The 11847-nt window shown below is 56.0% G+C and carries 12 protein-coding genes; 10 read left to right on the forward strand and 2 right to left on the reverse strand.

Annotated elements, in window-relative coordinates; all coding sequences use genetic code 11:
• Nucleotides 1-76: 76 nt before the first annotated feature.
• Together DNH61_RS21575 and DNH61_RS21580 are read right to left on the reverse strand one after the other, a co-directional pair.
• Nucleotides 77-985 (reverse strand): IS3 family transposase, encoded by a 909-nt coding sequence (locus DNH61_RS21575; protein ID WP_281272414.1) that lies wholly within the window; start codon nucleotides 983-985, stop codon nucleotides 77-79.
• A gap of 23 nt (nucleotides 986-1008) precedes the next feature.
• Entirely contained in the window at nucleotides 1009-1329 is a 321-nt protein-coding gene (locus tag DNH61_RS21580) for a transposase (RefSeq protein WP_111147616.1), read from the reverse strand.
• 610 nt (nucleotides 1330-1939) lie between these two features.
• On the opposite strand from DNH61_RS21580, the gene remA reads away from it, so the two are divergent.
• The 10 genes from remA (at nucleotide 1940) to DNH61_RS21630 (ending at nucleotide 11847) form a co-directional block, all read left to right on the forward strand.
• A complete protein-coding gene (gene remA / locus DNH61_RS21585) occupies nucleotides 1940-2200 on the forward strand; it encodes an extracellular matrix/biofilm regulator RemA (protein WP_005548256.1) in 261 nt (86 codons plus the stop codon).
• 15 nt (nucleotides 2201-2215) lie between these two features.
• The gene (gene gmk, locus DNH61_RS21590; protein ID WP_111148913.1) at nucleotides 2216-2833 is read left to right on the forward strand and encodes a guanylate kinase; all 618 of its coding nucleotides are present in this window, start codon (nucleotides 2216-2218) and stop codon (nucleotides 2831-2833) included.
• A gap of 15 nt (nucleotides 2834-2848) precedes the next feature.
• Complete coding sequence (rpoZ, locus tag DNH61_RS21595) at nucleotides 2849-3067, forward strand: DNA-directed RNA polymerase subunit omega (RefSeq protein WP_111148914.1); 219 nt, start codon at nucleotides 2849-2851, stop codon at nucleotides 3065-3067.
• A gap of 94 nt (nucleotides 3068-3161) precedes the next feature.
• Nucleotides 3162-4433: a bifunctional phosphopantothenoylcysteine decarboxylase/phosphopantothenate--cysteine ligase CoaBC gene (gene coaBC / locus DNH61_RS21600; RefSeq protein ID WP_111148915.1), complete on the forward strand. Its 1272-nt coding sequence runs from the start codon at nucleotides 3162-3164 to the stop codon at nucleotides 4431-4433.
• Nucleotides 4430-7069 carry a primosomal protein N' gene (priA, locus tag DNH61_RS21605; RefSeq protein WP_111148916.1) on the forward strand — a complete coding sequence of 880 codons (2640 nt, stop codon included), beginning with the start codon at nucleotides 4430-4432 and terminating at the stop codon, nucleotides 7067-7069. Before coaBC ends, priA begins: the two co-directional genes overlap by 4 nt.
• A 65-nt stretch (nucleotides 7070-7134) precedes the next feature.
• Nucleotides 7135-7620: a peptide deformylase gene (gene def / locus DNH61_RS21610; protein ID WP_111148917.1), complete on the forward strand. Its 486-nt coding sequence runs from the start codon at nucleotides 7135-7137 to the stop codon at nucleotides 7618-7620.
• 5 nt (nucleotides 7621-7625) lie between these two features.
• Nucleotides 7626-8567, forward strand: coding sequence for a methionyl-tRNA formyltransferase (gene fmt / locus DNH61_RS21615; RefSeq protein ID WP_111148918.1), 942 nt, complete (start codon nucleotides 7626-7628; stop codon nucleotides 8565-8567).
• Complete coding sequence (gene rsmB / locus DNH61_RS21620) at nucleotides 8564-9940, forward strand: 16S rRNA (cytosine(967)-C(5))-methyltransferase RsmB (protein ID WP_111148919.1); 1377 nt, start codon at nucleotides 8564-8566, stop codon at nucleotides 9938-9940. Before fmt ends, rsmB begins: the two co-directional genes overlap by 4 nt.
• A gap of 100 nt (nucleotides 9941-10040) precedes the next feature.
• A complete protein-coding gene (gene rlmN / locus DNH61_RS21625; RefSeq protein WP_111148920.1) occupies nucleotides 10041-11084 on the forward strand; it encodes a dual-specificity RNA methyltransferase RlmN in 1044 nt (347 codons plus the stop codon).
• Nucleotides 11085-11091: 7 nt separating this feature from the next.
• Entirely contained in the window at nucleotides 11092-11847 is a 756-nt protein-coding gene (locus tag DNH61_RS21630) for a Stp1/IreP family PP2C-type Ser/Thr phosphatase (protein WP_111148921.1), read from the forward strand.

Here is an 11847-nt window from a genome sequence, read left to right on the forward strand (position 1 = left end):
CGGCTAGGCCCCCTAAAACCGGAGTCCTGCCCACCAAAAATAATGCAGGCATAGAATTACTCGTTTTTTCGGGGGATTACATCGCTTTATGAAAAGCTGAAGAATCCTCCAGTGTCTGAACCCAAGCTGAAAACACGGCAGGAGGTTTTCGTTTTAAGCTGCCATGCATTCTACGGTTATTGTAGAAGTCCATGTATCCGTCTAGCTCTTCATATGCATCTTTAAAGGTTCTGAAGTCTCTCTTGCTGAATAGATCGCGTTCCAACAGGCTATGAAAGGATTCGATATAGGCATTCATATTAGGTGTTCTTGGAGGTATACGCTCGTGGATCACGCCGAGACTCTCACACATATCTCCAAACAGCTTGCTCACGAATTGAGGGCCGTTATCGGTACGAATAGTAGGCATCTCATCACCAGGGCGTAGACGGCTTTGTAGCGCATAACAAAGTGTCTGAACGGCATGCTTAGCCTCACAAGATGTTCCCCTGTACTGCTGAACAACGACGCGGTCAAACACATCAATGATGCTGAGCACATAGAAGAATCGCTCGAGCCCACGGACGTAGCCATACTTAATATCCATTTGCCACAACTGGTTGGAGCCTGTAACGACACGGTTTTTCGGCAGCCTGCGCGGATGCGCCTGAACTCGCTGACGTGGTTTTTGAAGAATGCCCAACTCGTTACATAACCGGTATGCTTTCTTTTTGTCTAGCCTCACGTTGTACTTGTCACGTATGCATTGCGCAAGGAGTTTATACCCGTAAACATGCTCTTCGCCTTCGATGAGCTCAAGCAACCAGTCATTGATCTGGCTGTCCACTACGCGTTCGCCATCAAACGTATGAGAGTATCCAGGCACAGGGCGACCACGCCGGTTTTCTGCAGGGCGCTCAGGCGGGCAAGACATCTCTCTTTTCTTTCGATCATAATAGGTGGATTCAGCGATACCTAGAATGCGCAGAACCAATGCTGCTGGCACTCCCCGCTTAATAAATGGTTCTGCTACTTCAAGTTTTTCAGATAAGCGGGGTCTTTCTTTTTTAGCAACTCTCTGAGAATCTCAATTTCGAGTTCCTTCTCACCGAGTACTTTAACGGCTTTTTCATACCGCTGCTCAACCTCCTGCAGCCGCTGCATTTCCTGCACATGTTCGTCAGTAAGCGGAATCTCTTCTGCTGGAATCGTGTCACGGTAATCTCTTATCCACGTACGAATGGTTTCAGGGTGTATGTCATACATGCGGGCAAGAGCCCCCACCTTTATCCCAGCCAGTGCTTCTTTAACTATTTTAAGTTGCGTGTCTTTGCTCAGCCTTTTCCCCATACCGGATCACTCCCTTATCCTAAGTTTAAATTATTGGATGGGAGGACTCCAGTTTAATTAGGGGGCCTAGGAGTTTTTGCAGTTTTTGTTATTAAATAGTTCCTACGCGGCTCCTTTTGGCGCTAGGGGCTTGCTGTTCTGTTTACAAACGGCTAAAAAAGTTTTCACGGCCAAGACCTGCATAAGCATCTGGGGATTTCGGCTCTTTACGCAAACGGCGGTTGGCAGAAAACCCCCGCGAATCCGCCGTTTACTTGGCGCCGAACATCCGGACATAAATACCGGAAGCTTCGGCTCTCTACGCAAACGGCAATTGGCAGAAAACCCCTGCGAATCCGCCGTTTACTTGCAATTTCGCTTTTTCTCTTGTTCCCACGCCTGAAATGAATTAGAATATGGGGTAATGGATGCACTTGCCATCGTTGAGGTCTTTTGGCCCGGGACAGGCGGTTCCGAATACGGCGGTTTCCCGTAACCATCAGACGCACGAACGTATGCTCCGGGATATTTTGGTCTAAACTAGAAGAATCCGGCAGCATGCAGAACGGCAGAATGATACTTGGAATCATACTATTTGTGATGCGCGAGGAAGACCGGAGGGGAACCAGTCATGGCTATCAAACTTATTAATATCGGTTTCGGCAATATTGTGTCGGCTAACCGGATCATTTCGATCGTCAGTCCGGAATCCGCACCGATCAAACGGATCATCCAGGAAGCGCGGGACCGGCACATGCTGATCGACGCGACGTATGGCAGGCGCACGCGAGCTGTCATTATTACGGACAGCGACCATGTCATACTGTCTGCGGTTCAACCGGAAACTGTGGCACACCGGCTGTCCACGAAAGATGACGACAACGACGAATAATTGATGGAGCGTAACATGAGAAAAGGATTGCTAATCGTTTTGTCGGGACCATCCGGCGTTGGGAAAGGCACCGTATGCTCGGTGCTGAGGCAGAAGATGCCTGAGCTCGTTTATTCGGTATCGGCGACCACGCGGAGTCCCCGTCAAGGCGAAACCGAAGGGTTGAACTACTTTTTCAAGAGCAAGGATCAATTCCAGGACATGATTGCCCGCGACGCGCTGCTCGAATACGCGCAGTATGTGGACAATTATTATGGCACGCCTCGCGACTTCGTAGAGAAGACGATTTCCGAGGGCAAGGATATCATACTGGAGATTGAAGTGCAGGGCGCGCTTAAGGTGAAAGAGAAGTTCCCGGAAGGCGTGTTTATCTTCTTGCTGCCTCCTTCACTGGATGAGCTGAAACAGCGTATTACGGGGAGAGGAACGGAAACCCAGGCTGTTATCGACCATCGTCTGACAGTGGCGCGTGAAGAGATGAGCTTGCTGCGTTATTATGACTACGCGGTTATTAATGACGAGATTGATGCCGCCTGCCACCGGATCCAAAGCATTGTCACGGCAGAACACTGCCGGAGAGAACGGTTCCTGGCTGATTATGCGGAACTGCAGGCTGTTATCGAGAAAGCGTAAGCGAGGTGAACGGGAATGTTATACCCATCTATTGATGAAATGATGAAGAAGGTCGACAGCAAATATTCGCTTGTTGTGGCGGCGTCGCGGCGTGCAAGAATGCTTAGAGACGGTGTGAAGACAGACATGAAGACACCGAAGTCGCATAAGTTTGTCGGCGTGGCTCTGGAAGAGATCCATCACGATCTGCTGAAGGTCGAAGCTGGCGTAGACGCGAAGGACGGCAAATCATAAGGTTCAACCGTGACAACCCTCAACTGACGGGTTGTTCTTTTTTTGAGGGGAAACGGGCTGCTGTGCTGCGGCTTGGATGCGAGGGGGGATTCTGATGCTAACAGACAATTTGAAGGGGAAGACGATTCTGCTTGGGATTACGGGCGGCATAGCCGCCTATAAGGCGGCGGCGCTGTGCAGCAAGCTGGTGCAGGGCGGAGCAGCCGTGCATGTAGTCATGACCGAGTCGGCAGCCAAGTTTATTACACCGCTTACGCTGCAGACGCTGTCGCGCAACCCGGTTCATACGGACACATTTGATGAGCGTGACCCAGCCGTTGTCTCCCATATCGACTTGGCTGACCGGGCGGATCTGGTGATTATAGCGCCCGCGACTGCCAACATTCTGGCCAAGCTGGCGTGGGGGATGGCGGACGACATGCTCAGCACAACGCTTCTGGCAACAAGAGCGCAGCTTCTGATTGCTCCTGCCATGAATGTTCACATGTATGCTCATCCGGCCGTGCAGCACAATATGTCCTTGCTAAGCCAGCGGGGAGTGCGTTTCGTTGAGCCCGGAACTGGTCAGCTGGCATGCGGTTATGTAGGCAAGGGGCGATTAGCTGAGCCGGAGGACATAGTTCAGGCCGCTGACCACTGGTTTGCTGAACATGAGCAGCCGCAGATGCAGCCGCAGATGCAGCCGCAGATGCTAACGCTTAAGGGACGGAAAGTGCTTATAACCGCCGGCGGGACCATCGAACGTATTGATCCTGTCCGTTATATTACGAATGACTCTTCGGGAAAAATGGGTATCGCCATCGCGGAAGCCGCTCGGGATTTTGGCGCGGACGTGACGCTTGTAGCTGGGAGGGTATCTGCTGTTCTGCCGGATGACATTCGGATTATTCGTGTCGAATCAGCGGAAGATATGTTCCAGGCAGTTATGGCTGAAATGAACAGCAGTGACATTATCATCAAGGCAGCAGCTGTGGCGGATTATCGTCCGGCGGTCCGGCATGACGCCAAGTTGAAGAAGAAGGACAGCACGCTCACGCTGGAGCTGGAGAAAACAACGGATATATTGGAAGAAGCGGGGCGCCGCAAGCAGCATCAGCTGCTGGTCGGATTTGCGGCGGAGACGGGTAACCTGGAACAATATGCAATGGACAAGCTGCACCGGAAGAACTGTGACTTGATAGCAGCTAACGATGTGTCAGCAGAAGGCGCGGGTTTTAATGGGGATACGAATATTCTCCATCTGTTCGACCGCAGCGGCAGGGTGGCCGAATGGCCGCTGCTCTCGAAACGAGAGGCGGCAGACCGGCTGATGGCATTGCTTGCGGAGCGGCTTCAGCAGCGGCCGAGCGTGGAGGAAGAACGATGATCGCCAGAGTCATTGTCGATGTGCCCAGCCGTCAGACCGACCGGCCATTCGACTACAGGGTAGACAGTGACATGGCCGGCTGGATCGAAGTGGGGAGCCGTGTCGCGGTGCCGTTCGGCGGGCGGACGCTTCAGGGCTTTGTAGTCGGCTTTGCTGAAGAGGCCGAGGTGGAAAAAGGGCGTCTGAAGGCGGTGGCCGAGCTGCTTGACCCGATGCCCCCGCTTCTCCCTGACCTTATTGAACTGGCCCGCTGGATGAGCATTACTTATGTCTGTACATGGACAACCGCTCTGCAGGCCATGATCCCGGCAGCCCTGAAAGGAAAGGCTGAACGTTATGTTTACATAACGGAAGACCGGGGCGAATATGCTGATAGCAGGACCGCAGATCAGGATGGTTATGAACGAGGATCCGGGCAGGGACAGCTCAGCCTGGGTGCATTGTCACTGCCGATAGAGCTGGAGCAGTTCATCCGGCAGCAGGAACCGGTCAAACTGTCGCTGCTGCAGGAGCGCTATCCGCAGTGGAGCGGTCTTCTTAAGTCGGCTCTGCGGGAAGGATTGCTGACCGAGACGGTATCGGTACGCAACCGGGTAGCGGTCAAGAAGGTGCTGACCGTGTTTCCCCCGGATGACCGGGAAGCGGCAGAGGCAGCGGTGGCGGACATGCCCGCAAGGGCAGCCAAGCAGCGCGAAGCGCTTGCCTATATGCTGGAGCAGGAGGAGCCTGTCCCCCTTCAGCAGCTTCTTGCGGGAGCCGGTTTATCGGCGAGCAGTGTAAGGGCGCTCGCTGACAAGGGACTGCTGCGGATCGAGGAAACCCAGCAGGATCGCGACCCTTACGCTGGCCGGGCGTTTGTCCGGACAGAGCCGCTTCCGCTAACCGAGCTGCAGTCTGCCGCTTTCGGGCAGATAGCAGCGGCCGTCCGGTCGGAGCAGCAGGGGACCATGCTGCTGCAGGGTGTAACGGGAAGCGGCAAGACGGAGGTCTACCTTCAGGCCATTGAACAGTGCATCATGCAGGGCAGGCAGGCGATTGTGCTGGTTCCCGAAATTGCGCTGACCCCCCAGATGGTTGAGCGGTTTAAAGGCCGCTTCGGTGATCTGGTTGCTGTGCTGCACAGCAGGCTGTCGACCGGTGAACGTTATGATGAATGGCGCAAAATCAGGGAAAAACGCGTCAAGGTCGCGATTGGGGCGAGATCGGCGATCTTTGCGCCATTCGAGCGAATCGGGCTTATTATCATTGATGAGGAGCACGAAACCTCGTATAAGCAGGAGGAAAGTCCGAAATATCATGCCCGGGATGTGGCTGTCCGGCGTGCCGAGCAGCATGGTGCTGTCGTTGTACTCGGATCAGCCACGCCGTCTCTCGAAAGCTATGCCGCGGCCGTATTGGCTCCCGGCTCCCGGCATTCATCCGGCGGCGAAGGAGTGCATGCCGCTTATGGAGGTCAGCGGCCGGATTATTCTACTCAGGCCGTGGAAACGGGGATGCTGCAGCGGGCTGTTCTGCTGCCGCTGCCCGAGCGGGTTGGCGGCAGGCCGATGCCCGGCGTGGAGATTGTTGATATGCGGGCCGAGCTGCAGGGAGGCAACCGCTCGATGTTTAGCAGGAAGCTGCACCAAGGGCTGGCTGACCGCCTTGAACGCGGCGAGCAGTCCGTGCTGCTGCTGAACCGCCGGGGCTACAGCACCTTCGTAATGTGCCGCTCCTGCGGCTACACGGCAGGCTGTCCGCACTGTGAAATTTCACTGACCTTTCATCAGAAGAGCCGTGCACTGCGCTGCCATTACTGCGGGCACACCGAGCGCTCGCCGGAAACCTGCCCTTCCTGCGGGAGTGAGCATATCCGGTTTTTTGGCACAGGTACCCAGCGGGTGGAAGAAGAGCTAGCCAAGCTGTTTCCGGGCATTCGGGTCATCCGGATGGATGTGGATACAACGACGGAGAAGGGCTCGCATGAGAAGCTGCTTTCCCGCTTCGGCAAGCGTCAGGCGGATGTGCTGCTGGGCACGCAGATGGTGGCTAAGGGGCTTGATTTTCCGTACGTAACGCTAGTTGGGGTCATAGCGGCGGATACGTCGCTGCATCTGCCTGACTTCCGCGCGGCGGAGAAGACCTTTCAGCTGCTTACGCAGGTGGCAGGCCGCGCGGGCAGACATGAGCTGCCTGGTGAGGTTATTATACAGACCTATACACCGGAGCATTATTCGGTCCTTACCTCACAGCGGCATGATTATGAATCGTTTGTCCGTGAGGAGCTGAAGCAGCGGCGCATTCTGTCCTATCCGCCCTACTGCAGGCTGATTCTCGTTACCTTGTCGCATGAGCAGCTGCCGCAGCTGGTGTCGGTCTCTGAGAAATTCGCGGAGGAGCTTCGAGTGCTCGCGGCAGAAGCGGGAGTGCTGGTGTCTTTGGACTCCCGCGAGGCAGACGCCATGGAGGTGCTGGGACCGGTTGCTTCGCCCATCCCGCGGCTCAAGGATCGCTACCGTTTCCAATGTATGATAAAATATCGGGGAGCCGTTGATGCGGCAGCCCTTGTTAAGCAAGCGGCCCGCCCGCATATGGAAGGCTCGGCGGCCGGGAAGGTGCTGATCGGCATTGATGTTGATCCGCAGGTTATTTTATAAGGTTCCGGCATGGAGCGGGCTGCTCCGTACGGCTCATACAACTTACGATAAAGGAAGGGAAGGCAATGGCCATCCGACTTATAGTGAAGGACCCGGATCCCGTACTGCGGGAGCGGGCTATCGAAGTAACGAAATTCAACCGCAATCTGCATAAGCTGCTCGATGATATGGCGCAGACCATGTATGATGCGGAAGGCGTTGGTCTTGCAGCGCCGCAGGTAGGTATACTAAAGCGTGTTATTGTAGTGGATACGGGGGAAGAGCCGGGGCTGATCGAAATGGTGAATCCTGAGCTCGTGGAGAAGGACGGCGAGCAGCTAGGCCCTGAGGGATGTCTGAGCATCCCGGGTCTCAGCGGGGATGTGCGCCGGGCACAGCGGATCAAGGTCAAGGGGCTGGACCGCAATGGAGAACCGTTCACAATAGAAGCGGAGGATTTCCTCGCGCGCGCGTTCCAGCATGAGATCGATCATCTCAACGGCGTGCTGTTCACGGATCTTGCGGAGGAGCTCTATGAAACCTCGGCGAAGTCCAGAAGAGACGGAGAGTGAGTCAATTGAGGATTATATTCATGGGGACGCCGGAATTCGCCGTCCCTTCTTTACATAGTCTGGTGGATAACGGCTACGAGGTGGTGGCAGCTGTATCGCAGCCTGACCGTCCCAAGGGCCGCAAGAAGGTGCTTGCCCCTACTCCAGTGAAGGAAGCGGCGCAAGCACGCGGCATTCCCGTTCTGCAGCCGCAGCGGATGCGCAGCCCCGAAGCGGTAGCTGAGCTTGCCGAGTTCGAGCCGGATTTGATTGTGACAGCGGCTTACGGGCAAATCCTGCCCAGAGCCGTACTGGATCTGCCGCGCCTCGGTTGTATTAACGTGCATGGTTCGCTGCTGCCCAAATACCGCGGTGGTGCGCCGATTCAGCGGTCTATTATCAATGGCGAGGCCGTCACGGGTGTAACCATTATGTATATGGCGGAAGGCCTCGACACCGGTGACATGATCAGCCGTGTAGAGGTTCCGATCCGCGACGAGGACACCTCGGGCACAATGTTCGAGAAGCTAAGTAGGGCTGGTGCAGCACTGCTGCTTGAAACACTGCCCTCGATAGTTGACGGGACTGCGAAGGCTGTGCCGCAGGATGACGCGGAGGCAACCTATGCGCCGAACCTGACCCGCGAGGATGAACGGATCGACTGGACACGCAGTGCCAGAGAAATATTCAACCAGGTACGGGGACTTGTCCCGATGGCCGGGGCTTTTACCTATTATAACGGCGATGTCTTGAAGGTGTGGGAAAGCCGGGCGCTGGACAAGCAGGCAGCCCTGGCGCCAGGCACGATAGCGGAAGTGTCGGCTTCTTCACTCATCGTGCAGACCGGCGAAGGCATGCTGGAGCTCCTTCAGGTTCAGCCTGCAGGCAAGAAGGCGATGCCCGCATCCGAGTGGCTGAAGGGCACCCGGCCTGAGCCCGGCGCTGTGCTGGGCGGAGGAGAGCAATGAGCGGCCGCAAAGGGAATACAGCGCGTGAAGTGGCACTGAATGTGCTGATTCGCATCGAGCGGGAAGGCGCCTACAGTAATCTTGAGCTTAACCGTGCGCTCAAGGAATCCGGCTTGTCCCGGGCGGATGCCGGGCTTGTGACCGAGCTTGTCTACGGAACGATTCAACGGAAGGCCACACTGGATTACTGGCTGAACGGCTTTGTCGCCAAGGGCACGGCCAAGCTTCAAACCTGGGTGCTGCTGCTGCTGCGGATGAGCTTGTACCAGATGGTATACCTTGACCGTGTTCCTGCCCATGCGGCTGTCCATGAAGCGGTTCAGATTGCCAAGAAGCGCGGCCACCAAGGCATATCCGGGATGGTTAACGGCGTATTGCGCAACATCGACCGCAGCCGGGACCGTCTGTCGCTTCCTGAGGAGAAGGATGATGTGAAGCGTATTGCCCTTAAGCATTCGTATCCGGAATGGATGGTAAGCCGCTGGCTTGAGATCTACGGGGCAGAGAAAACCGAAGCGATCTGTGCGGCAGGCAACGAACCGCCGCGTCCGAGCATTCGGGTCAACCGGATGCGCAGCGGCCGTGATGCGGTTGTCGACCGTTTGCGGCACGCGGGTTATGCCGCAATGCCCTCTCCGCTGTCGGCCTCGGGTATTGTCGTGCAAGGCGGAGGCAATCTGGCGGACCATGAGGCGTTCCGCGCAGGTGACTGGACTGTCCAGGATGAAAGCTCGATGCTGGTGGCCGAGGTAGCTGCACCCAAGCCGGGGATGCAGGTTTTGGACTGCTGTGCGGCTCCCGGGGGGAAGACTACGCACCTGGCCGAGATAATGGAAGACGAGGGGACCGTATGGTCCAATGATATTCATCCCCACAAGGAAGAACTGATCAAGGACCAGGTTGACCGTCTGGGCCTGCGGGCGGTACGGACTACGGTGATGGACGCAGAGGATTTGCCGCAGCGGCACGCTGCCGGCTCAATGGATGTCGTCCTGCTGGACGCGCCCTGCAGCGGGCTGGGGGTTATCAGGCGGAAGCCGGAAATCAAGTGGACGAAAGAGCCCAGTGATGTGGCAGCCATTGCCGCTATCCAAAACCGGCTGCTGGATGCTGCTTCCGTGCTCGTCCGTCCGGGCGGGGTGCTCGTTTATAGTACCTGTACTATGGAACGGGAAGAGAATGAACAGCAGGTTGAGCGGTTTCTAAGCCGCAACGAAGCATTTGAGCTTGACCCTGAATGGCCGGAGAAAATTCTGGATGTGCTGCAGACGGCTGGTGCGCTGGAAGGACAGCCTGCCGGCATGGTTCAGCTGCTGCCCCAGCACTTTGGCAGCGACGGCTTTTTCATTGCCAGATTGCGAAGACGCGGCTAATTTCCACTTTGTAGTCCGTCCCGCCCAATTGTGGTAAAATAGGACGATGGCCAAGGCAAAAGAAGCACCAACAAATACCACAACAGAACGGGTGAACAGAATGAAGCCGTTTATATATGATTTTACATTGGAGCAGCTGCAGGACTGGATGAAGGAAAACGGCGAGCCTGCGTTCCGCGGAGGCCAGCTGTTTGACTGGCTGTACGTGAAGCGGGTGCGCTCCTTCGAGGAGATGTCCAATCTTCCCAAACAGCTCCGGGAGAAGCTGGAGGACAGCTTCCGCTTCGTTACATTGAACGAGATCACAAGAATGGAGTCCAAGGACGGCACAGTGAAATATCTGTTCGGGCTTCACGACAACCACGCAATTGAGACAGTTGTCATGCGGCACAACTACGGCAACAGCATCTGTGTGACGACGCAGGTGGGCTGCCGGGTCGGCTGCACCTTCTGCGCTTCCACGCTTGGCGGGCTGAAGCGCAATCTGACGGCCGGTGAGATTGTGGCGCAGGTCGTAACGGCCCAGCGGATGATGGACGAGACGGAAGAGCGCATCTCGAGCATCGTCATCATGGGCACAGGCGAACCGTTCGAGAACTATGACGAGACGATGAATTTCCTCCGGATTATGATCCATGAGAAGGGCCTTAACATTGGCCAGCGGCATATTACCGTATCGACCAGCGGAATCGTGCCAAGCATGTACAAATTTGCCGATGAGAACACGCAGATCAATCTGGCGATCTCGATTCATGCGCCTAACGATGCGCTGCGGTCGAAGCTTATGCCGGTCAACCGGCGCTTTCCGTTCGAGGAAGTAATGGAAGCTCTCCGCTACTACATTGCCAAGACCGGCCGCCGGGTGACATTCGAGTATGCTTTGATCGGCGGAGTGAATGACCGTCCCGAGCATGCCGAGGAGCTGGCTGATGTCCTGCAGGGCATGCTGTGCCATGTGAATCTGATCCCGGTTAACTATGTGCCTGAACGCAACTATGTACGTACACCGCGGGAGGATATTTTCGAATTCCAGCGCATATTGGAACGGAAGAAAATCAACGCAACGATCCGCCGGGAACAGGGGCATGACATTGCCGCCGCCTGCGGGCAGCTGCGTGCGAAGCATATGGAGTCCACGAGGTGAATAAGGATTGAAAACCGCAAATCGCAGTGATATTGGACGAATTCGGCTTGTAAATGAAGACCGTGCCTGGGCGGAGTTGACTGCCGGCGGCATTGGAGTGGCCATTGTGGCAGACGGCATGGGCGGCCATCAGGCCGGCGATGTGGCGAGTCAGCTGGCGGTGGACACGTTTCGCGAGGTCATGAGCAGCGTCAGCGGCGAGCTTACGCTTGAGGCTGCCAAGACGCTGCTCAGGCAGGCGATCCTGCAGGCCAATGAGGTTGTTTACGAGCTGGCTTCGCAGAATGACCACTATCACAATATGGGTACCACAGTAGTGGCTGCCATGCTGCTGCAGGACAGCGGCGTGGTAGGCCATATCGGTGACAGCCGGGCTTACAAGCTGCGCCAAGGGGAGCTTTGCCAGCTGACGGAGGACCATACGCTGGTCAATGAGCTTGCCAAATCGGGGCAGATCAGCGCCGAGGAAGCGGCCAGCCATCCGCGTCGTAATGTGCTGACAAGAGCGCTTGGCACCGATCGGGAAGTAGAAGTGGATATTAAAGGCTTCTCCTGGAAAGAAGACGATCTTCTGCTTCTGTGCAGTGATGGTTTGTATTCTATGGTGAGCGATGAAGAGATGCGGCTGACGCTGCTTGAAAGCGAGCTCGACCTTGATGGCAGGGCTGAACGGCTGATCGAGCAGGCGCTGCATGCCGGCGGCGAGGACAATGTAACCGTTCTGCTGGTACATAGCGATTCCGGTGAAGGGCAAGAGGGGTGA

This window comes from Paenibacillus sambharensis, from assembly GCF_003233845.1.
Classification (GTDB): Bacteria; Bacillota; Bacilli; order Paenibacillales; family Paenibacillaceae; genus Paenibacillus_I; species Paenibacillus_I sambharensis.

What these genes read in the sequence shown, in the direction of transcription:
- rpoZ (WP_111148914.1), top strand. Translation starts at nt 2,849, where the DNA reads ATGTTATACCCATCTATTGATGAAATGATGAAGAAGGTCGACAGCAAA.
- rsmB (WP_111148919.1), top strand. Translation starts at nt 8,564, where the DNA reads ATGAGCGGCCGCAAAGGGAATACAGCGCGTGAAGTGGCACTGAATGTG.
- rlmN (WP_111148920.1), top strand. Translation starts at nt 10,041, where the DNA reads ATGAAGCCGTTTATATATGATTTTACATTGGAGCAGCTGCAGGACTGG.
- remA (WP_005548256.1), top strand. Translation starts at nt 1,940, where the DNA reads ATGGCTATCAAACTTATTAATATCGGTTTCGGCAATATTGTGTCGGCT.
- coaBC (WP_111148915.1), top strand. Translation starts at nt 3,162, where the DNA reads ATGCTAACAGACAATTTGAAGGGGAAGACGATTCTGCTTGGGATTACG.
- gmk (WP_111148913.1), top strand. Translation starts at nt 2,216, where the DNA reads ATGAGAAAAGGATTGCTAATCGTTTTGTCGGGACCATCCGGCGTTGGG.
- DNH61_RS21580 (WP_111147616.1), bottom strand. Translation starts at nt 1,329, where the DNA reads ATGGGGAAAAGGCTGAGCAAAGACACGCAACTTAAAATAGTTAAAGAA.
- def (WP_111148917.1), top strand. Translation starts at nt 7,135, where the DNA reads ATGGCCATCCGACTTATAGTGAAGGACCCGGATCCCGTACTGCGGGAG.
- priA (WP_111148916.1), top strand. Translation starts at nt 4,430, where the DNA reads ATGATCGCCAGAGTCATTGTCGATGTGCCCAGCCGTCAGACCGACCGG.